This is a genomic window from Tatumella saanichensis, from assembly GCF_000439375.1.
Classification (GTDB): Bacteria; Pseudomonadota; Gammaproteobacteria; order Enterobacterales; family Enterobacteriaceae; genus Tatumella; species Tatumella saanichensis.
Window position 1 is genome coordinate 15,818 of record NZ_ATMI01000007.1, and the last position, 19,781, is coordinate 35,598.

The 19,781-nt window shown below is 47.9% G+C and carries 17 protein-coding genes and 1 pseudogene; 15 read left to right on the forward strand and 3 right to left on the reverse strand.

Translation table 11 applies throughout. The annotated features are described in order from the left end of the window. Nucleotides 1–35 precede the first annotated feature (35 nt). The 6 genes from atpG (at nucleotide 36) to DW47_RS0104325 (ending at nucleotide 7,549) form a co-directional block, all read left to right on the forward strand. Nucleotides 36–902 (forward strand): F0F1 ATP synthase subunit gamma, encoded by an 867-nt coding sequence (atpG, locus tag DW47_RS0104300; protein ID WP_029685131.1) that lies wholly within the window; start codon nucleotides 36–38, stop codon nucleotides 900–902. 30 nt (nucleotides 903–932) lie between these two features. Then, complete coding sequence (gene atpD, locus DW47_RS0104305; protein ID WP_029685132.1) at nucleotides 933–2,330, forward strand: F0F1 ATP synthase subunit beta; 1,398 nt, start codon at nucleotides 933–935, stop codon at nucleotides 2,328–2,330. 24 nt (nucleotides 2,331–2,354) lie between these two features. After that, complete coding sequence (locus DW47_RS0104310) at nucleotides 2,355–2,774, forward strand: F0F1 ATP synthase subunit epsilon (protein WP_029685133.1); 420 nt, start codon at nucleotides 2,355–2,357, stop codon at nucleotides 2,772–2,774. A gap of 326 nt (nucleotides 2,775–3,100) precedes the next feature. After that, nucleotides 3,101–4,468 carry a bifunctional UDP-N-acetylglucosamine diphosphorylase/glucosamine-1-phosphate N-acetyltransferase GlmU gene (gene glmU / locus DW47_RS0104315; protein ID WP_029685134.1) on the forward strand — a complete coding sequence of 456 codons (1,368 nt, stop codon included), beginning with the start codon at nucleotides 3,101–3,103 and terminating at the stop codon, nucleotides 4,466–4,468. A gap of 147 nt (nucleotides 4,469–4,615) precedes the next feature. Beyond that, nucleotides 4,616–6,442 carry a glutamine--fructose-6-phosphate transaminase (isomerizing) gene (gene glmS / locus DW47_RS0104320; protein ID WP_029685135.1) on the forward strand — a complete coding sequence of 609 codons (1,827 nt, stop codon included), beginning with the start codon at nucleotides 4,616–4,618 and terminating at the stop codon, nucleotides 6,440–6,442. A 225-nt stretch (nucleotides 6,443–6,667) separates the two neighbouring features. Further along, complete coding sequence (locus tag DW47_RS0104325) at nucleotides 6,668–7,549, forward strand: dihydrodipicolinate synthase family protein (protein WP_029685136.1); 882 nt, start codon at nucleotides 6,668–6,670, stop codon at nucleotides 7,547–7,549. A gap of 111 nt (nucleotides 7,550–7,660) precedes the next feature. Here DW47_RS0104325 and DW47_RS17460 read toward each other — a convergent pair whose 3' ends face one another. Further along, nucleotides 7,661–7,807 (reverse strand): hypothetical protein, encoded by a 147-nt coding sequence (locus DW47_RS17460; RefSeq protein ID WP_161606688.1) that lies wholly within the window; start codon nucleotides 7,805–7,807, stop codon nucleotides 7,661–7,663. Between the two features lie 341 nt (nucleotides 7,808–8,148). Here DW47_RS17460 and kch point away from each other — a divergent pair, with 341 nt between their 5' ends. From kch to DW47_RS16855, 9 genes are all read left to right on the forward strand, one after another. Continuing rightward, nucleotides 8,149–9,339, forward strand: coding sequence for a voltage-gated potassium channel protein (gene kch, locus DW47_RS0104335; protein ID WP_051150827.1), 1,191 nt, complete (start codon nucleotides 8,149–8,151; stop codon nucleotides 9,337–9,339). 209 nt (nucleotides 9,340–9,548) lie between these two features. Further along, nucleotides 9,549–10,076 (forward strand): phospholipase D family nuclease, encoded by a 528-nt coding sequence (locus tag DW47_RS0104340; RefSeq protein WP_029685138.1) that lies wholly within the window; start codon nucleotides 9,549–9,551, stop codon nucleotides 10,074–10,076. A 600-nt stretch (nucleotides 10,077–10,676) separates the two neighbouring features. After that, nucleotides 10,677–11,255 (forward strand): fimbrial protein, encoded by a 579-nt coding sequence (locus DW47_RS0104345; protein WP_029685139.1) that lies wholly within the window; start codon nucleotides 10,677–10,679, stop codon nucleotides 11,253–11,255. Nucleotides 11,256–11,320: 65 nt separating this feature from the next. Further along, on the forward strand, nucleotides 11,321–11,869 hold the full coding sequence (locus DW47_RS0104350; protein WP_029685140.1) for a fimbrial protein: 549 nt from the start codon (nucleotides 11,321–11,323) through the stop codon (nucleotides 11,867–11,869). A 49-nt stretch (nucleotides 11,870–11,918) separates the two neighbouring features. Continuing rightward, the gene (locus DW47_RS0104355; protein WP_038027150.1) at nucleotides 11,919–12,635 is read left to right on the forward strand and encodes a fimbria/pilus periplasmic chaperone; all 717 of its coding nucleotides are present in this window, start codon (nucleotides 11,919–11,921) and stop codon (nucleotides 12,633–12,635) included. 104 nt (nucleotides 12,636–12,739) lie between these two features. Beyond that, on the forward strand, nucleotides 12,740–15,310 hold the full coding sequence (locus DW47_RS0104360; protein WP_241430685.1) for a fimbrial biogenesis usher protein: 2,571 nt from the start codon (nucleotides 12,740–12,742) through the stop codon (nucleotides 15,308–15,310). A 16-nt stretch (nucleotides 15,311–15,326) separates the two neighbouring features. Beyond that, on the forward strand, nucleotides 15,327–15,860 hold the full coding sequence (gene fimF / locus DW47_RS0104365) for a type 1 fimbrial adaptor subunit FimF (RefSeq protein WP_029685143.1): 534 nt from the start codon (nucleotides 15,327–15,329) through the stop codon (nucleotides 15,858–15,860). A gap of 14 nt (nucleotides 15,861–15,874) precedes the next feature. After that, entirely contained in the window at nucleotides 15,875–16,381 is a 507-nt protein-coding gene (gene fimG, locus DW47_RS0104370) for a type 1 fimbrial minor subunit FimG (RefSeq protein ID WP_029685144.1), read from the forward strand. A gap of 11 nt (nucleotides 16,382–16,392) precedes the next feature. Next, nucleotides 16,393–17,310 (forward strand): fimbrial protein, encoded by a 918-nt coding sequence (locus DW47_RS16855; protein ID WP_071846607.1) that lies wholly within the window; start codon nucleotides 16,393–16,395, stop codon nucleotides 17,308–17,310. 189 nt (nucleotides 17,311–17,499) lie between these two features. Here the strand turns inward: DW47_RS16855 and DW47_RS16245 are convergent. Next, a pseudogene (locus DW47_RS16245) lies at nucleotides 17,500–18,139 on the reverse strand (integrase core domain-containing protein); the annotation flags it as partial. Nucleotides 18,140–18,141: 2 nt separating this feature from the next. After that, on the reverse strand, nucleotides 18,142–19,773 hold the full coding sequence (locus DW47_RS0104380; RefSeq protein ID WP_029685146.1) for a PglL family O-oligosaccharyltransferase: 1,632 nt from the start codon (nucleotides 19,771–19,773) through the stop codon (nucleotides 18,142–18,144). Nucleotides 19,774–19,781 lie beyond the last annotated feature (8 nt).

A 19,781-nucleotide genomic window follows, 5' to 3' on the forward strand; every position in this document is an offset into this window, starting at 1 on the left:
GACATGGCAAGCCGTCTGACTTTGAGGAGAAGCTCATGGCCGGCGCAAAAGAAATACGTAGTAAGATTGGAAGCGTAAAAAATACGCAGAAAATCACCAAAGCGATGGAAATGGTTGCCGCCTCCAAAATGCGTAAAACGCAGGAACGCATGGCGGCCAGCCGTCCGTATGCAGATGCTATTCGTAAAGTGATTGGTCACTTAGCGTTAGGCAATCTGGAATACAAGCACCCTTACCTGGAAGAGCGTGACGTTAAGCGCGTCGGCTATCTGGTCGTTTCTACCGACCGCGGGCTTTGTGGTGGTTTGAACATTAACCTGTTCAAAAAATTGCTGGCAGATATGAAAGCATGGTCCGATAAAGGCGTTCAGAGTGATCTGGCAATTATCGGTTCAAAAGGTCTGTCTTTCTTCGGCGCTGCTAAGGCAAATATCGTGGCCCAGGCCAGCGGTTTAGGTGATAAACCTGCCCTGTCTGATCTGATCGGTCCGGTAAAAGTCATGCTGCAAGCGTTCGATGAAGGTCGTATCGACAAGCTGTATGTGGTCAGCAACAAATTTAACAACACCATGTCCCAGACTCCGGTACTCACTCAACTGTTACCCTTACCGGCATCAGAAGAGAATGAAGAGCTGAAGGCAAAAACATGGGATTACCTGTACGAACCCGATCCGAAAGCGCTGCTGGATACTCTGCTGCGTCGTTACGTCGAGTCTCAGGTTTATCAGGGTGTTGTAGAGAACCTGGCCAGCGAGCAGGCAGCACGTATGGTGGCGATGAAAGCGGCAACCGACAACGGTGGCGAGCTTATCAAAGAGCTTCAGTTGGTTTACAACAAAGCCCGCCAGGCCAGCATCACCCAGGAACTTACCGAGATCGTCTCGGGGGCCTCCGCGGTTTAACCAGGTAACGAATTAGGTAGAGGATTCAAGATGGCAGCTGGAAAGATTGTCCAGATTATCGGCGCCGTAGTTGACGTCGAGTTCCCTCAGGACGCTGTACCACAGGTGTACAACGCTCTTGAGGTTGAAAATGGTGATACCCGTCTGGTGCTGGAAGTTCAGCAGCAGTTGGGCGGTGGTGTCGTTCGTGCGATTGCAATGGGTTCTTCTGACGGTCTGAAACGTGGCCTTAAGGTGAACGATCTGCAAAAACCAATTCAGGTACCCGTCGGTAAAGCGACCCTGGGCCGTATCATGAACGTCTTGGGTCAGCCAATCGATATGAAAGGCGACCTGCAGAACGAAGATGGTAGCACTGTTGAGGTGAACTCTATTCACCGTGCAGCGCCAAGCTATGAAGAACTGGCGAGCTCTACTGAACTGCTGGAAACTGGCATCAAGGTTATTGACCTGATCTGTCCGTTTGCGAAAGGTGGTAAAGTAGGTCTGTTCGGTGGTGCGGGTGTTGGTAAGACCGTTAACATGATGGAGCTTATCCGTAACATCGCTATCGAACACTCTGGTTACTCAGTATTCGCCGGTGTAGGTGAGCGTACCCGTGAAGGTAACGACTTCTACCACGAAATGACCGAATCTAACGTTCTGGATAAAGTTGCACTGGTTTATGGCCAGATGAACGAGCCACCAGGGAACCGTCTGCGTGTTGCGCTGACCGGTCTGACCATGGCTGAAAAATTCCGTGACGAAGGTCGTGACGTATTGCTGTTCGTCGATAACATTTACCGTTATACCCTGGCAGGTACTGAAGTTTCAGCACTGTTAGGCCGTATGCCTTCTGCGGTAGGTTATCAGCCAACACTGGCTGAAGAGATGGGTGTCCTGCAGGAACGTATCACTTCAACCAAAACCGGTTCTATCACTTCCGTACAGGCCGTTTACGTCCCTGCGGATGACTTGACTGACCCGTCTCCGGCAACCACCTTTGCTCACTTGGATTCCACGGTGACTCTGAGCCGTCAGATCGCCTCTCTGGGTATCTACCCAGCCGTTGACCCGCTGGATTCCACCAGCCGTCAGCTGGATCCAATGATCGTGGGTCAGGAGCACTATGATGTGGCTCGTGGCGTTCAGTCCCTGTTACAGCGTTACCAGGAACTGAAAGACATCATCGCGATCCTGGGTATGGACGAACTGTCTGAGGAAGACAAACTGCTGGTATCACGTGCGCGTAAAATCCAGCGTTTCTTGTCTCAGCCATTCTTCGTGGCAGAGATCTTTACCGGTGCACCAGGTAAATACGTTTCTCTGAAAGAAACCATCCGAGGCTTCAAAGGTATTATGGAAGGTGAATTCGACCATATGCCAGAGCAGGCGTTCTACATGGTAGGTACCATCGACGAAGCGGTTGAAAAGGCGAAGAAACTGTAATTTCAGTTTCCCTGGAGGATTGATATGGCTAAGAGTTATCACCTGGATGTTGTCAGCGCTGAACAGCAGATGTTCACCGGTAACGTACAGCATGTCCAGGTGTCAGGTAGTGAAGGTGAGCTGGGTATTTTTCCTGGCCACGCCCCGCTTCTGACTGCCATCAAACCTGGTATGGTTCGTATCGTCAAAGAGAATAACAGCGAAGAGTATATTTATCTCTCCGGTGGCATTCTGGAAGTTCAGCCAACCGCAGTCACTGTGATGGCAGATACTGCTATCCGTGGTGAGGATCTGGACGAAGCGCGTGCTCTGGAAGCAAAACGCAAAGCAGAAGATCACATGAACAAAAGCCATGGCGACGTGGACTATGCTCAGGCTTCTGCAGAGCTGGCGAAAGCCATTGCTAAACTGCGCGTTATCGAACTGACCAGGAAAGCGATGTAAGCAGTGTCAGTGTAACCACTACAGTGCTAAAAAGCCGGTAAGTGAAAACTTACCGGCTTTTTTACGTTCAGAGTCTGGGGACATACCGCTTTGGGATTCGCCCTGTATCCGTCAGCCTGCCTGAGTCGCTAAGCTCTTTTATGCGTTTATCCGCAAACTTACCCGCCGTGAAGATCGCAGCGGCAAATCAGCCGTTGTCAGGATCACAATTGGCGAGATTACCGGTAAATTAGCGCCCTGTGACGGTGGATAATGACGTCTCCTATGATTATCCTATTGCGGTATACTGTGTGTTTCCTAGAATTCAAGAAAAGCGATGGCTGATGATGGCAGAGAATGAAATGAGTGTGGTGATCCTAGCGGCCGGTAAGGGCACCCGTATGTATTCGGATCTTCCGAAGGTCCTTCATCAGCTGGCCGGAAAGCCTATGGTGCAGCATGTGATCGATGCGGCCAATACCCTCGGTGCCGGCAAGATTCATCTGGTCTATGGCCACGGTGGCGATACGTTGAAATCAGTACTGACTGACCCGTCATTGCATTGGGTCGAGCAGGCGCAGCAACTGGGGACCGGCCACGCGATGCAGCAGGCCGCGCCGTGGTTCGGCGATGATGAAGCCATTCTGATGCTGTATGGTGATGTTCCGCTGATTTCGGCGAGCACCCTGCAGCAGTTACGTCAGCAAACACCGGAAGGTGGGATCGGTTTACTGACTGTGGTGCTGGACAATCCTTTCGGCTACGGTCGTATTGCCCGTGAGCAGGGAGAGATTACAGGTATCATTGAGCAAAAAGATGCCAGCCCAGAGCAGTTGGCTATTCAGGAAGTGAACACTGGCATTCTGATGGCCACTGGCCGTGATCTGAAACGCTGGTTAGCACTGCTTGATAACAATAATGCGCAAAAAGAGTATTACATCACTGATATCATTGGGATGGCGCACCGTGAGGGACGTCCCATTGTCGCCGTACATCCCAAGCACAGCAGTGAGACCGAAGGGGTGAATAACCGCCAGCAACTGGCAACCCTGGAACGTGTTTATCAGCGTAACGCGGCGGAAAGATTGCTACTGGCGGGTGTTAGCCTGCGGGATCCACAGCGCTTTGATCTGCGCGGTGAACTTGAGCATGGCCGTGATGTGGATATCGATATCAATGTGATTATCGAAGGGAAAGTCTCCCTCGGTAACGGCGTTCGTATCGGTGCCGGTTGTGTGATTAAAGACAGTGTTATTGGTGACGGCTGTGAGATCAGCCCTTATTCAGTGATTGAAAATGCCCGTCTGGAAAGCTCCTGTACGGTTGGACCTTTTGCTAGACTGCGTCCCGGCTCCCTCCTTGGTGAGGCTGTGCATGTCGGTAACTTTGTCGAAGTGAAAAAAGCGACGCTGGGCCAAGGTACCAAAGCGGGTCATCTCAGCTATCTCGGCGATGCTACCATTGGAGCAGGCGTCAATATCGGTGCCGGGACAATTACCTGTAATTACGATGGTAAAAATAAATCGCAGACAGTGATCGGAGATAACGTGTTTGTGGGATCTGATACTCAATTTATTGCCCCAGTCAGCGTGGCTGATAACACGACCATCGCGGCAGGCACTACTGTGATGAAAGACGTCGCTCAGGAAGCTTTGGTGTATAACCCGAAGCAACAGACTGAAAAAACCGGCTGGTCACGCCCAGTAAAAAAATAACATCTTTGTCCGGATGATGGCGAATGGCCGTCATCCGCTACTAAGCCTGATCGCTTCCCAAACTTTGGCAGGGGCTTCCTGCGGTGGAACATCAGGTCAGAAACCATTTCTTCTGTGGCTTGCGGGCCATAATGTCAGGAAAAAAATATGTGTGGAATAGTGGGTGCAGTTGCACAACGTGATATTGCGGAAATTCTACTGGAAGGCTTACGTCGTCTTGAATACCGTGGTTATGACTCTGCTGGATTGGCCGTGGTTGATAATCAGGGACAGATGATCCGGCTGCGCCGGGTTGGTAAAGTTCAAGCGCTGGTGGATGCTGCAGAACAACAGCCACTGCCGGGCGGTACTGGTATCGCTCATACCCGTTGGGCAACCCACGGTGAACCTTCAGAAGCGAATGCGCATCCCCATGTCTCCGGTAACATTGTTCTGGTGCATAACGGCATCATTGAGAATCATGAAGAATTACGGGTGTTTGTCCGTGAGTTGGGTTACACCTTTACCTCAGAAACCGATACCGAAGTGGTTGCTCACTTAATCAACCATGAGCAGAAACAGGGCGGCTCCCTGCGCGAAGTCGTGCAGCGTGTCATTAAACAACTGCGCGGTGCCTACGGTATGGTCATCATGGACAGCAGTGATCCTTCGGTACTGGTTGCGGCGCGGTCCGGTAGCCCACTGGTGATTGGCTGCGGTGTCGGCGAGAATTTTATTGCCTCTGATCAGCTGGCACTGCTGCCGGTGACCCGTCGCTTTATCTACTTAGAAGAAGGGGATGTGGCAGAAGTCACTCGTCGTTCGGTCTCGGTATTTGCTGACGGTGAACTGGTGATCCGTCCGGAAATTGAATCCTCTGCCCGCTATGATGCTGGCGATAAAGGCACTTATCGTCACTATATGCAGAAAGAGATTTACGAACAGCCGATGGCGGTCAAAAGCACCTTACAGGGGCGCTTCCATGATGGGATCATTGACCTAAAGGAACTGGGACCGGAAGCGGAAGGACTACTCAGCCGTGCAGAACATATCCAGATTGTGGCCTGTGGAACCTCCTATAACTCGGGACTGGTATCTCGCTACTGGTTTGAGTCTCTGGCCGGCATTCCCTGTGATGTCGAAATTGCTTCCGAATTCCGCTACCGTAAATCGGTGGTCCGTAAAAACAGCCTGCTGATCACCTTGTCACAGTCCGGTGAAACGGCTGATACGCTGGGAGCCTTACGTCTGTCAAAACAACTCGGCTATTTGGGGTCACTGGCAATCTGTAACGTTGCAGGTTCATCACTGGTACGCGAATCTGATCTCGCGCTGATGACTAAAGCGGGTGTTGAAATTGGCGTAGCGTCTACCAAAGCCTTTACCACCCAGCTGACAGTGCTGTTAATGCTGGTGGCGCAGATGGCACGACTGAAAGGGCAGCCGGAACAGGTTGAGCATGACATTGTCCACGCCCTACAGGCGCTGCCAAGCCGTATTGAGCAGATCCTCGCGCAAGATAAGCAGATTGAAGCCCTGGCGGAAGGATTCTCTGATAAGCATCATGCACTGTTCCTTGGCCGTGGTGATCAGTACCCGATCGCCATGGAAGGGGCACTGAAGCTAAAAGAGATCTCCTATATTCATGCCGAAGCCTATGCCGCGGGTGAACTTAAACACGGTCCACTGGCACTGATTGATGCGGATATGCCGGTCATCATTATTGCGCCGAATAATGAGTTACTGGAAAAGCTGAAATCAAACATTGAGGAAGTCCGTGCCCGTGGCGGTCAGTTGTATGTCTTTGCGGATCAGGATGCCGGTTTCCGCGATAGCGAAAATATGAAAATCATTCCCTTGCCGCATGTTGAAGAGGTGCTGGCACCGATTTTCTACACCATTCCGTTACAGCTGCTCTCCTACCATATCGCCCTGATCAAAGGGACCGATGTCGACCAGCCACGTAATTTGGCGAAATCGGTCACTGTTGAGTAATACACGCTGACCCCAAGGTCAGTAGGTCATATTTAATCCGGTCCTCCTTTGCGGGAGGTACCGGATTTTTTATTTAGGCTTAGTGAACCGTAACCGGCCCTGACACCGAGCCCAATATTCCGACATTTCGACTGACTGCGACGTACACGTGGCAGCCCGCTTGAACGCGTTATTTTCCTGCTATTATTCTGTACAGTCTCTATTTTTGCTGATCAGGAGCAAACTATGTTTACCGGCCTCAGTGCTTTCCCCCTTACCCCTGTCAGTGCTGACAAAATTGATGAACGGGGATTTATCCGTCTGCTTGAACGTTTGACAGAAGCCGAGGTCGACAGTATCGGCGTATTAGGCTCTACGGGGTGTTATGCGTACCTCTCCATGGAACAGCGCAAAAAAGTGACCGCTCTGGCCTGCTCCCATGCCAGTCATATTCCCGTTATGGCCTGCGTTGGTGCAATGAGTACCCATGATGTCCTCCAATTAGCTGAGGATGCTCAAACGGTAGGGGCTAGCGCATTGTTGATGCCTGTACTTCGTTATCAACCATTGCGGGATGATGAAATATTCGGCCTATTCGAGACATTAACTCAGAATAGCGATCTGCCCGTGTGTATTTATGATAATCCGCGGACCACGAGCTCCTCGTTTTCTGATGATCTGCTGGCGAGCCTTGGCAGACTCACTGGCATTGCGTCGATTAAAATTCCTGGCCTAGGGATCTCTACGCAACAGTTAACGGCACGTATCGAACATCTTCGTAAGTTGTTACCCACCAGCATGACCATCGGTATCAGTGGTGATGAACGTGGGGTAGCAGGTTTACAGGCGGGTTGTGATCTCTGGTACTCCGCCCTGGCGGGCCTGTTTCCCCATGCTGCTAAACAGCTTACTGCCGCTGTTGCTACTGGTGAACCTGCCTGCGGGGCATTTCTGGAGCCTGTCTGGGAGCTGTTTCGCCGTTATGGTGGCAGTGTCCGAGTATTGGCGGCAGCCGCCGGTATCCTCGGGATCACACAAACAGACTGTCTGCCTCGACCATTACGCCCACTGGTCCGCGATGAGATTGAGAAGGTGTCGAGGGTGATAAAACTCCTTGGACTTGAGTGAAAAAAGGTGTTCAGGTTTTTTGCTCAACGGATAAAGATGTGGAGATTATTAGGCTAAGCAAACCAAAATGCCCGCTGAAGATTCAGCGGGCGTTTTACTCTCAATGACTCATTATTTGAGATGAGTACCATCCGTAATCACCGGCGGTGGCTGCTGTAACCACTGGGATAATTCTGTCATCTGATTTTCAAGACCAGAATGATGTGCAGATAACCAGTTATAGGGGCGTTGTACTAGTAAGTCATCCGGTGTTTCCATTCCAGTCATTAAGTAAGACCGACAACGACATAAATCCGGCGGAAGGGGTCGTAGCCGCAGCCATGGGTAGACGTTGTCTAGCCTCGGTAACAAACCAAAAACCGGTGAGTGAAGCGGATAGGTTGATAGTATTAGTTAAACCATCGTGGACAATAAAGAGGACTCTCATAACAGCGAGCAGGGATAGTATTAAGAAGTAACCTACTATGTAGAAGTTTGTAACCATTCATCCCCAACGGTAACTATACCGGAGTCGGAATAATGATTGGTCTTGCTTAATATAAGGGGGAGAAACTGTCTGTAGCGGGTAGCTGGCGACCATTAAGGATGAGAGGGACAAGATGAGGCGATTACTCAGAGGATTAGGCAATCCGACACTGATCATTGTTTGTCTAGTATTGCTGGTGGCCCATAACGGCTATCTGATGTTAAGCCCCGTATTGTTCCGAATCTTGCATCATGCTCCTCAGCAGATAGATAATTTCCATTCTTGGCAAGGCGCACTCAGTTTTCTTGAGGCAATGGATATCCCACGCTTTATGGTGGGTATCGCGCTCATCTGTATGGCGCTGACGTTATTGATGCGTTCCCGCCTCGCTTGGTTCAGTTCGGTTATGCTGTTGCTGTGTATTGTTTTAGTTAATCTGTTTCTGGTTAAAGGTCATCAGTCTCAGGTGATCTATGCCCTCATCACGCTAGCAGCCTTATTGTATCACCGTCGGCACTTCTACAAGCACAGTCTGGGCAGCACCAGTTTATTTGCCATTATCAGTATTGTGTCGTTAATCGCCTATGGCATGCTGGGGACACTGTACCTCGGGGATCAGTTTACGCCGCCGGTGAAAGATTTACCGACGGCCTTCTATTTTGTGATGGTCTGTATGTCAACGGTCGGCTTCGGGGATATTTCGCCTCATACCACCGTGGCCAGGATGTTCACCTTGACGGTGATTTCACTCGGTATCACTATTTTTGCTGCCTCAGTAGCCTCTATCGCCGGCTCGCTAATTAGCCATAATCTTCAGAGTCTGATCAAAGGAAGGTTTTCACACGTGACACGTAAAAATCACTATATTATTGCTGGCTCATCGGCACTGGCACAGAGCGTCACTCAGGGACTGACCAGTACGGGGGGAATTGTGACCGTAGTCTGTAAGGTTGGTAATGCCGGTCTCTATCCTTCAGCCCAAGATGTGATCGAAGGAGATCCGTCCTCGACATCAACATTGGAAGCAGCCGGAGCTGGTGATGCCCGCTACATCGTTGCACTGATGGACAATGATGCCGACAATGCCTTTGTGGTATTGGCTGCGAAAGAAGTTGGCGGTAAAGACACCAAAACTATCGCCCTAGTGAATGACAGCCAGAATATGAGTAAGATCAAGCGGGTTCACCCAGATGGCGTGCTTTCCTTGCAACAACTGGGCAGTGACATCTTAGTACGCACCCTGAATGGTGATTCTGTTGATTGCAGTCTGAGCCCGGAGATCTTTTTTAACCATGTCCAGCCGCCGTCAGGGAATAATGCCTGACCCCGCCCATCGATGATGATCCGTTCCGAGAGAGGTATCCTGAAACTACGGGTATCTCTTGGTCAAGCTTGCTACTGACCTGCCAGTAGGGCCTCTTTCCCCATTTTCAGAACTGAGGACTTTCCTCATCATACGGACCATGGCAGGGTAGCCCCCTGTATGCCGGGATCACCGGAACTTTTTGATGCCTGATAGGAAATACCCGTTTAATGAAAATGATGTTATGGCCGTTGGCCATCGCCCTTAGCAGTCCGTTATTGGCACATGCCACCCTACCCCAGATTGAAAGTGGGTTCTCCCCAGAAGGGAGTGCCAGAACCTTAGTACTCAAAACCATTAATAATGCGCATCACAGTATCCGTATGCTTTCATACTCCTTTACCGCCCCGGATATAATGAAAGCTCTGGTAGACGCACACCGTCGCGGGGTGGATGTTCGTATTGTGGTAGATGAAAGGGGGAATCGTAATAAGTCCAGCTTAGCGGCTATGAACTATATCGTTAATAACGGTATCGCGCTGAGAACCGATCACCATTACCCGATCCAGCATGATAAAAGCATGATTATTGACGGAGAAACCGTTGAAACAGGGTCATTCAACTACACCGCCAGCGCTGAGCGGCGTAATTCGGAAAATGTGGTGGTGATCCATAATGCTCCAGCACTGGCCGCTGACTACCTAGGTCACTGGCAGACACGTTGGGAGTATGGTGAGGATTATTGTTCGGCGTATTGACGCGTTAGAATTAGGTAAATACTGGTGATAGGAGGCATGGAGTATCGGTATTTCTGCTGTTTGACGTACTCTACACGGTGGCAAATAGATTAAGTTCCAATACAACATATAGGTTATTGCTATCGTATTTGATATTTTAATTGGTAATAACGATTGAAAGCATTCATATATTTAATCATTTGATTTTATCAATATGCTTTTTCACCCTTATTTTCTATTGATTTTGATTTTTATTGAGTCTATACCTATCAAAAAAAATAGTGCTTTAAGCTTATTTAGCAATACCGATTTGTTTTTTTTATCGAAAATGCCTGTTTAAAGGCTTTTTTTATGATATTTCCCAATGGAAATGAAAAATTTTTATCAATCTTTCCTGGAGGGTGGGGTAGAGTAAATTCATAAGATACCTTTAATTATTAAGTTGGTCTTTGGTTGAGAATTGTCCTATGATTAAAACCGTCCGGGAGTGCAGAGATAAATACTGGTGTCCTAGACAGGTGGTCACAGATGAGCGTCTGATGTTATTGCAGAAAGTTAAATACAGACCGCCAATATTTTTGTAATCCCAACCAAATAACTTCGGATAAAAAGGCATATATTATGAAAATCAAAGCACTTGTAATTGGCGTTGTTTCTGCTCTGTCTCTGACGGCATCTTTTGCGCATGCTGCTACAACTGTTGTCAACGGTGGTACTGTTCACTTTAAGGGTGAAGTTGTTGATGCGGCATGCGCCGTAGACGCTGGTTCAGTAGACCAGACTGTACAGTTGGGTCAGGTCAGAGAAGCTACACTGAATACTAATAAATACAGCAGTGCTGTTGGTTTCAATATCCAGTTAGATGATTGTTCTACTACTGTCGCGCAAACTGCAGCGATCTCATTCACTGGTGTTGCTGCGTCTTTTGCTGGTACTGGTTCCACTTCTACCGCCACTACTGATAATACTGCACTGGCTCTTCAGAGCTCTTCAGCTGGTGCGGCTACCAATGTTGGTATCCAGATCCTGGACGTTAGTGGTGCTGCACTGGCACTGGATGGTTCAACATTCAGCACTGCAACAACCTTAAGCAATGGGACTAACTCGCTGCCATTCCAGGCACGTTACTACTCTCCTAACGGCAATGCTACTGCAGGTACTGCCGATGCAGATGCTACTTTTAAAGTTGAATACCAGTAATTACTGATAGGGAATGTTCACCTAAGCCCAAGGACGGGCTATTTTCACCCTAAAGAGTAGAGTATATGTGGAAAAAAGGGGCACTCTTATTTCTTCTGTTGATCAATTACTCTTACGCGCAACTTGCTTTTCCGGTCATTCTGCCGGGAGGGCTAACGAAGTTTAGAGGGCAAGTTGTTGCGGGTACCTGTACTATAGATAGTGGCGATCGTTTCCTGACAGTGGATATGGGAAGGATTAGCAGCAATCGTCTTCTACAAGTCGGTGAATACGCTGACCCTATTCCTTTCACTTTACATTTCAGAAACTGTAACTCTGAGACGGGTCATCATCTCAGCCTTGTTTTTCGAGGTGTAGCTGATGATCAGGATAAAGATTTGTTAGCAATCACTCAGGAGCTTAACAGTGCTCGTGGTGTCGGCATTGCTCTTTTTGATTCTCAAGGTAGTATTATCCCGCTCAATAGTGTCTTCATTCCTATCAGTGATGGTACCTCTGTGGGAATCTCTGGACCGTTAGCCCTAAAGCTAATCGCAAAATACCGTGCGACATCAGAGAACATCAGTGGTGGTAAAGTCGATGCACAGGCATGGTTCCTGATAACCTATCAATAGGCCACTATAATTTATAAGAATAATTGATTAATCTAATTGTGGTCTTTTAATGGAGGTAACGATTGTGATTCAGTTTCGAGCTAAGAAGTATTTTTCCGCCGCATTGTTAGTTTTTGCTGCACTGGGCGTGGTGAAACACGCTGAAGCCGGGGTTGCGCTAGGCGCTACCAGGGTTATCTACCCTTCAGACCAAAAGCAGGTCACATTGGGTGTGAGCAACAATGATGCTCAAAGCACTTTTCTGATTCAGTCATGGATCGATAATGCAGCAGGCACTAAAGAAAATCGTTTTGTGATCACTCCTCCGCTATTTGTAATGCAAGGGAAAAAAGAAAATAGCCTGCGAATTATTGATGGTACCAATCAATCTTTACCTAAAGATCGTGAAACCCTGTTTTGGGTAAATGTAAAAGCGATTCCGTCGATGAAAAAACAGCAGGAATCACAAAATACCTTACAGTTTGCGATTATCAGCCGGATCAAGTTGTTCTATCGTCCTGTTGGTCTAAGTATGCCCCCTGAAGATGCTCCTAAACATCTGCGTTTCCATAAAGAGGGTAGCAATTTAGAGCTGATCAACCCGACTCCCTATTTTTTGACAATAACTTCTTTGAAAGCTGGCGCTAAAGCATTGAGTAATGTGATGGTTCCGCCGATGGGGAATGCCTCAGTACCAATGAATGGTGGTTCAGAAAATGATATTACCTACCAAACTATTAATGACTTTGGTGCACTAACACCAGTCACTAAAGGTATTTTCCAGTAAGTATATTTACACATCTAATGTGCCCGATGATAGCATCATTGTTATCGTCGGGATATTATAGGCAGACGTTATAGGGTTGACTGATGGTACTTTCAGGTAAAAATATGATACCAAGGAGATTATTAATTAGTCCCCTTGCGGCTTTCCTGACACTTATCTGCCAGTCTCCAGCCCATGCTGAGGTCTACTTCAACCCTCGATTTTTATCTGATGACCCGGGGGCTGTTGCTGATTTATCACAATTTGAAAATGGCCTTGAGGCACCTCCGGGTAAATACCGTGTCGATATTTATCTGAATAACGGATTTATGGCAACCCGAGAAGTCGATCTCCGTTTAAATCAAAATAAAACATCACTCGATCCCTGCATGAGTTTGTCTCAATTGTCAGAGATGGGCGTCAATATTCTTTCTTTTCCTGGTGCGGCTGCGCAGCTCCGCGAACAATGCGTACCGTTCAGTTCGTTGAGCAAACAGGTATCCAGCCATTTTGATGCTGGTAAACAGCGATTGGATTTAACGGTACCTCAGGCCATGATGCGTAATAGCGCACAAGGTTATATTCCCCCTGAACTTTGGGATAATGGTATTACTGCTGGTTTACTGAACTATTCGTTATCCGGTAGCCGTGCGAGGTTATCGCAAGGGGGCACTAGTAACTATGCATATTTAAGCCTGCAGAGTGGGTTTAACTTAGGTGCTTGGCGTTTTCGGGATAATAGCAATTGGAGCTACAGCGAAAGTCAGAACTACCATCAAAATCAATGGAAGCACACAAATACCTATCTTGAGAGAAGCATCATTCCTCTGCGCAGCCGCCTGACCCTCGGTGATGGATATACGACCGGCGATGTATTTGACAGCCTGAATTTCCGAGGAGCACAACTGGCGTCAGATGATACTATGTTGCCTGACAGCCTGCGGGGTTTTGCGCCGGTCATTCATGGTATTGCGCGTAGTTCGGCGAAAATCAGTGTCCGCCAGAATGGCTATACTATTTATCAGACTACTGTCCCTCCGGGACCTTTCACAATCAATGATATAAATGCTAACGGTAATAGTGGTGATTTGCATGTCACCATCACTGAAGCCGATGGTTCTACCCGCACTTCAGTTATTCCTTATGCCACCGTCCCTGTATTACAGCGTGAGGGGCACCTGAAATATGCCGTGACTGCTGGTGAATATCGCAGTGGTACCGCAGGACGGGATAGTCCCAAATTTGCGCAGGGTACAATGCTGTGGGGATTATCGGATGGTATTACGGCTTATGGTGGCACCCAGCAATCAGATAACTACCATGCCTATGATCTCGGGATGGGCAAAAACCTGGGAGATTTCGGGGCAGTTTCATTTGATGTCATGAATGCGAACTCGGTACTGACTGATGGCAGTAGCCATCAAGGGCAATCGTACCGTTTCCAGTATAATAAATCCCTGCCTTTTACTGGCACTAACTTTCAGTTAGTCGGATATCGTTATTCGACAAAAGGGTTCTACTCTTTTGCTGATACGACTTGGCAAAGGATGAGTGGTTATAGCGTTCTGACTCAGGATGGCGTATTACAGGTAAAACCAACCTATACCGACTTCTATAATTTAGAGTATACGAAACGTGGTCAAATACAGGCGTCGGTGACTCAGCAAATTGCCAAGTCATCAACACTCTACTTTACTGGAAGTCAGCAAAGCTACTGGGGAACCTCTCGTAAAGATACGACTCTACAGGCAGGATATTCCAGCAACTACAAAGATATCAGCTACAGCTTTAACTACAGCTTAAATAAGAGTGCTTGGCAGCAGGGTAACGATCAGATCTTGTCTTTTGATGTCAGCATTCCGTTCAGTCACTGGATGAAGTCGAATGATCAAAATGCGCTGCAACAGGCAAATATCTCTTACAGCTCTTCAAGTAATCTGAAAGGTGAAAGCACTAATCAGGTCGGTGTTTATGGCACACTGCTGAAAGATAATAATCTCAGTTATAGCGCGCAGACTGGTTATACCGCAGGTAGCCAAGGTGATAATGGTGCTGCAAACAATGCCTCACTTTATTACCGTGGCGGTTATGGTAATGCCAATATTGGTTACAGTAACAGCGATGGCTATAACCAAGTTTACTATGGCACAAGTGGCGGTATTGTCGCCCATGCCAATGGCATCACGCTTAGTCAGCCATTGTCAGATACCTCAGTATTGATAAAAGCACCAGGCGCGGGCAATGTGTCACTACAAAACCAGACCGGTGTTCATACTGACTGGCGGGGATACGCGGTACAGCCTTATGCTATGAGCTATCGTGAGAACAGAATAGCCTTAGATCCTAATACCTTAGGAAATAATGTTGATGTTGATGACTCTGTAGTCACTGTCATCCCTACTTATGGGGCAATTGTACGTGCTGATTTCCACACTCATGTGGGGCTTAAGGTATTAATGACATTAACACACAACGGTAAACCAGTACCTTTTGGTGCCACAGCTACTTTAGCGGGTTCAGCTTCACATAATATTGTCGGAGACAGTGGGCAGGTCTATATGACGGGTCTACCACTGGAAGGGAAAATTAACGTGAACTGGGGTGACGATGCCTCCGAGCAATGTTCAGTCAGCTATCACCTACCGGCGTCAGCTAAAAATGCGGTGCTCAGCTATGCCTCTGCGGACTGTCAGTAGACATGGGAGTTGAAGTATGAAAATAACCGAATCTCTGTTACTTTCCGCACTCACTTTGGGAGGGAGCTCATTTGCATATGCTGCGGACAGTACGATCTCAATTACTGGTCAAGTCCAAGATAATACCTGTGTGTTATCAACCGCCTCGCAAGATTTGACGGTCAACCTCATGAATTATCCACAAAGCCAGTTTTCTGAAAAAGGCGCTGGAGGGGCATTGGTCCCGTTCACTCTTATCTTCTCTCAGTGCGGCAGTGCGGCAACGGCAGTACGGATTGGTTTTACTGGGACCTCGGACACTAATAATACTTCATTACTTAAAATCGATTCCGGGGCTAGCAGCTATGCGGCTGGTATTGGTATTGAAATTCTTGATTCCAGTGAAACTATAATTCCGATTAATCAAAGTCAGGATAGTCTAAACTGGATAACGATTACAGGTGGACAGCAGAATACGGTCAGTTTTTATGCAAGAATGGTGGCCACGGCCTTGCCAGTGACGGCCGGAACAGTGAGTGCATCGGCCACTATCACGCTAGAATTTGAGTAGGATGCGGAGAAATTATGCGAAAACTGATCGTCGGACTCAGTACCGCTCTGGCTCTACTGGGAAGTGTCCCTGCAGTAATTGCTGCTGATGTAACCATTACGGTGACTGGTCAGGTTGTGGCCAAGCCGTGTGATATTGAAACCACTAATGCGAATGTTGACTTAGGGGGGATCCCGACCTTTTCATTGGCATCGGCAGGGGCAGCATCAGACTGGAAAACAGTGACCTTGAATTTGAACAATTGCCCTATCGGCACCAGTAAAGTAACGGCGACGTTTGCCGGAACATCTGACTCGACAGGGAGTTATTTTCTTAATCAAGGTACTGCAACGAATGTCGCAGTGCAATTGGCCAATAGCAGCGGTACAAATCTATCTAATGGTGGATCTTTAACTAGCCAGGTGGATGATTCATCGTTATCCACTGCATTCAACCTTGAAGTTAGGGCAATCACTCCCTCCGGAAGTGCAACACAAGGTTCAATTACATCCACAATAAATGTAACTTATACATGGCAATAGGATAGACATTTATGAAAGGTCTCTATAAAAAAAAAATCAGCTTCTATGGTCTGTTAGCCCTCAGTTTTTTCTATTCAATAGCTGCGCAGGCTTTTACCTGTCAGGCTAATGGCAGCACTATCAGCGGAAGCGGAAGTATCACGGTACCAGTCACCCTGACACCCAGTGTTGGGGCTAATGAAAACCTTGTTGTGAATCTTGCTAATAGTATCAGTTGTAAAAATGATGCGCCCAAGCAGTATACCGATCCTATACGAGTAGGGACTGCCTCTGCATATTCAGGAGCATTGACAAATTTCACGGGTTCATTGAGTTATCACTCTACTTCGTATGATTTCCCATTATCTTCACCAACAGCCTGGGTACCAACACCCAATGCTAATTATGTTGCATGGCCAACTGTACTTTATTTAACTCCGACAGGAGCAGCTTCCGGCGTGGTGATAACTGCAGGACAAATTTTCGCGAGCCTCAGTCTACAAAAAGAAAACACGTCTACGGGGGGAGTATCACAAACGATTATCTGGAATTTAAAAGCCTTAAACACAGTGACTGTGCCCACCGGTGGATGTGATGTATCGGCTAGGAATGTGACGGTCTCATTGCCGAACTACCCAGGAACTGTATCAGTACCATTGACGGTTTCATGTGGGAGTAGTAAGTCTTTGGACTATTACTTGACTGGAACTACGACGGATACTGCTGCAAGTATATTCACTAATACATCGACTGACTCGCCAGCCGAAGGTGTGGGCATTCAGTTATCTAATACTAGTGGTATTTTATCAACCAATAAAAATATTTCTCTTGGTACTGTCGGTACTAGTGCAGTGAGCCTGGGACTCACTGCTAGCTATGCGCGAACCAGTGGGCAGGTTACCGCAGGTAATGTTAAATCGATAATTGGTGTCACCTTTGTTTATCCATAATTTATGGAAAATAATTACATACATATGTTCTTAACAAACTTACGTTATAGATACAGTTAAACTGCACCATCCTTTTATTGACTCCGACAATCATGTCGGAGTCAACTGTAAGAATCCCTGCGTTAGTTCCACGCACTTTTTGAGAACCCTGGTTCTCTGACCCCGTCCCAATATCCGTACCAGGCTAAATCAGAGATCCGGACCTTTTTGATGACTTCGGGCAAATTCTGCCGGAGTCAGGTTATTTAACGAAGAATGCGGACGAAAATGATTATATTCCTGCCGCCAGTGTTCTGAACAGATAAAAATCCAGTATTTCGGTCCGGTATGTTCGGTTAAAACTTTCTATAAATGCGTTCTGTGTTGATTTACCCAGCTTAATAAATTCCAGCATCACACCATGCTCTTCTGCCCACTGCGCCAGAGTCAATGATGTCAGTTCTGGTCCGTTATTCATCCGTAACTTCAGTGCATATCCAGGGTTTTCCACGACTCTATCCAGCACCCGAACGACACGCTGGGATATTCAGATCTATTTCGATAGCCAAAGCTTCAAGGTTAAAATCATTAACGACATTAAAAGTCCGAAAACATCGGCCACTGACCAGAGCATCGTGCATAAAATCAACCGACCAGCTCTGGTTTATTGCCTTCGGGGTAGCCAATGGTGTCGGATTGCGCACCGGCAGAGGCTGCTTTCCCTTACGACGAAAATTCAGTTTTAACAGACATTAAATTCGATGAATACGTTTATGGTCCCAGACATCCCCTGCCTACGAATGACCTGAAAAAGCGTCTTAAAGCCGTATCGAGGATAGCGCTCAGCTGAGATTACTGCCAGCGGCTATCCCCCGGAAATAGCCATTTTGCCTGTCGGGTAAGCGCTGTCGCTTTGGCCTCATCTCCCTGTATTAGGGCGATACGGATACGGATGGCATATAACGTTGCTTCCGGCCGTATCCGCACAGATTCCCCAGCCCAGCGTTCAAAGTTCATTAAGAGCTGTGGATCGCCACTGCGATTGAATGTCAGTAATTGACCCATCTGATAATCGTACTGATAACGCGCATTAAGATAGGCTGTCTCCTGGACCGTCCGTTTAACCAGTTCGGCTTGTCTGCCTGATCGTTCAATAAACGTCAGCTGCCGCTGTAAAAAGAAGGTCTGTGCTAGCAGTGCAGCAAAACAAATAAGGACCGTGGCCAGCAATATCCGTTCTTTACGAGACTTACTGTTTCGATAACTTCTGACTGGAGGTTCAGCGCAGCGCAGTACAACGATCAGTAAGATCATATGCAGGGCAGACTGATAAAGGGGATACTCGGTCAGGGTATGCAGTAAAACGGGGAGGGCGACGATAAGCATCATCCGCTGATGTTTTCCCCCTTTCAGGTATAACCGGACGATTGCAGATATCCATAACAGTGCGGCAGCCAGCCCTGCACTGCCCGCCTCAACGGCCCAGAGTATAATTTCGTTATGGGGATGGCCGACAGTTCTGGCCCCTGCTCCGGTAGTTTGTCCGCCGAATTGCTCCAGAAAGACAGGTTCGAAATTACCAATCCCCCATCCTAGCCATGGACGGGAAAGGAATAGCTCAAAACAATACTTCCACAATATCAGCCGTGTGGCGCTGGTGGACTGATGATTGATGAAGGTCATTTCAGTGAGCTGGTAGATCCCAATTCCCAGCAGGATCCCTGCCGACAGGCATAATAGCGGCAGCCAGAGTTTTTTACGATCGATGGCAGGCCTGTTCAGCAGCAACAGAATAATGACGAGCAGTGCGCCCAGCCAGCCGGTTTGTGACTGACTCAGAAATAACATCAACGCCATCAGTATCAGACTGAAATAGAAAAAAATGGTCAGTCTCCGTTTTTGCCACGAATGTAGGCAAAGACAGAGAGTGGCGGCAACGCCGGAAGCAAGGAAACTGGCGTAAACGTTGACCTGCTGAAAAATACCGTAGGGGCGCAACTGTTGAACCGGGAACTCCCATAGCAAGGCTGCGGGCAGATGAAAAAACTGCACTAAGCCAATCACGGCCTGACTCAATGCCGTCAGTGCAATAATTCCTAATACCGTTTTTTTTATTTGCCGTGTGAAGACTAACTGCATCAGTAGCCGGTAACTGATCAGCATACCAGCGATAGTAGACAGGGTAATGATAAGGTCATTAATACTACGACTATCCCCTACCAGTCCACGCAGCAGCAGGATAAGTGCGCCGCCGTACAGCCAAGGAAGCGCTACAGAAGGTGACGACTGACGCCATAAGCGGGGAATACTCAGCAGTAAAATGCCGTAAACCGTCCAGATGAAAAATATCAAAATATTGGAGGGTAACGACAGGCCGCTGCCTCCCATGTTTTCCTGATAAATACTACCAGCAATCACACTGATAAATAGTCCACAAAGTAACAGGCAGCGTGAGTGCAGGCGAAAGGCGACAATAGGTTTCATGGAGAAGG

Coding starts and splice junctions, on each gene's coding strand:
- atpG (WP_029685131.1), top strand. CDS start 36: ATGGCCGGCGCAAAAGAAATACGTAGTAAGATTGGAAGCGTAAAAAAT.
- atpD (WP_029685132.1), top strand. CDS start 933: ATGGCAGCTGGAAAGATTGTCCAGATTATCGGCGCCGTAGTTGACGTC.
- DW47_RS0104310 (WP_029685133.1), top strand. CDS start 2,355: ATGGCTAAGAGTTATCACCTGGATGTTGTCAGCGCTGAACAGCAGATG.
- glmU (WP_029685134.1), top strand. CDS start 3,101: ATGGCAGAGAATGAAATGAGTGTGGTGATCCTAGCGGCCGGTAAGGGC.
- glmS (WP_029685135.1), top strand. CDS start 4,616: ATGTGTGGAATAGTGGGTGCAGTTGCACAACGTGATATTGCGGAAATT.
- DW47_RS0104325 (WP_029685136.1), top strand. CDS start 6,668: ATGTTTACCGGCCTCAGTGCTTTCCCCCTTACCCCTGTCAGTGCTGAC.
- DW47_RS17460 (WP_161606688.1), bottom strand. CDS start 7,807: ATGGAAACACCGGATGACTTACTAGTACAACGCCCCTATAACTGGTTA.
- kch (WP_051150827.1), top strand. CDS start 8,149: ATGAGGCGATTACTCAGAGGATTAGGCAATCCGACACTGATCATTGTT.
- DW47_RS0104340 (WP_029685138.1), top strand. CDS start 9,549: ATGAAAATGATGTTATGGCCGTTGGCCATCGCCCTTAGCAGTCCGTTA.
- DW47_RS0104345 (WP_029685139.1), top strand. CDS start 10,677: ATGAAAATCAAAGCACTTGTAATTGGCGTTGTTTCTGCTCTGTCTCTG.
- DW47_RS0104350 (WP_029685140.1), top strand. CDS start 11,321: ATGTGGAAAAAAGGGGCACTCTTATTTCTTCTGTTGATCAATTACTCT.
- DW47_RS0104355 (WP_038027150.1), top strand. CDS start 11,919: ATGGAGGTAACGATTGTGATTCAGTTTCGAGCTAAGAAGTATTTTTCC.
- DW47_RS0104360 (WP_241430685.1), top strand. CDS start 12,740: ATGATACCAAGGAGATTATTAATTAGTCCCCTTGCGGCTTTCCTGACA.
- fimF (WP_029685143.1), top strand. CDS start 15,327: ATGAAAATAACCGAATCTCTGTTACTTTCCGCACTCACTTTGGGAGGG.
- fimG (WP_029685144.1), top strand. CDS start 15,875: ATGCGAAAACTGATCGTCGGACTCAGTACCGCTCTGGCTCTACTGGGA.
- DW47_RS16855 (WP_071846607.1), top strand. CDS start 16,393: ATGAAAGGTCTCTATAAAAAAAAAATCAGCTTCTATGGTCTGTTAGCC.
- DW47_RS0104380 (WP_029685146.1), bottom strand. CDS start 19,773: ATGAAACCTATTGTCGCCTTTCGCCTGCACTCACGCTGCCTGTTACTT.